At 45.4% G+C, this 800-nt stretch carries 1 pseudogene; it reads left to right on the plus strand.

The window, feature by feature from the left end:
* A pseudogene (locus WAE64_RS24760) lies at window positions 1-800 on the plus strand (hypothetical protein); the annotation flags it as partial.

Here is an 800-nt window from a genome sequence, read left to right on the forward strand (position 1 = left end):
ACTTGTACAACATCAAAAGGATGTATCGGTACAGCGGATGGTAAAGTTGAGACAGCACCAAAACCAAGCATTGCAGTAAATGATTTAACAATATGTGCAGGTGAAAGTGGTAAGTTGGAAGCGACGGGATGTACAGGAGTAGTAACGTGGAGCACAGGCGCGACAGGCACAAGCATCACTGTTAGTGCAGAAGGAACATATACAGCGACTTGTACCTTAACGACGAACGGTAAAGTATGTACAGCAGAAGCGAGTGGAGTAGTAAAAGCCAACAGCAAACCACAGATAGCGGTAGCAGATGTAGAAGTATGTGCAGGCAAAGAAGCGACATTGGTAGCGACAGGCTGTTCAAACGGAACAATCACCTGGAACACAGGGGCGACAGGTTCGACCTTGAAAGTAACCCAAGCGAACGCTGGTACATATAATTATACAGCGACCTGTACGATTTCATCGAACAATGCCACATGTGTGAATAGTGCAACTGGTAAATTGACAGTTAATCCAAATCCTGTTATCACAATAAACACTGCGAAAATCTGTTTGGGAGAAACAGCTACCTTGACAGCGACAGGATGTACTGGCACAGTAAGTTGGACAGGTGGTGGCACGCCAAGTGGCAGCACATTGGCGGTTAAACCAACAGTTTCAGGAACAACGACATACACAGCCACTTGTACAACATCAAAAGGATGTATCGGTACAGCGGATGGTAAAGTTGAGACAGCACCAAAACCAAGCATTGCAGTAAATGATTTAACAATATGTGCAGGTGAAAGTGGTAAGTTGGAAGCGACGGG

The organism is Emticicia soli (genome assembly GCF_037860775.1).
GTDB lineage: Bacteria > Bacteroidota > Bacteroidia > Cytophagales > Spirosomataceae > Emticicia > Emticicia soli.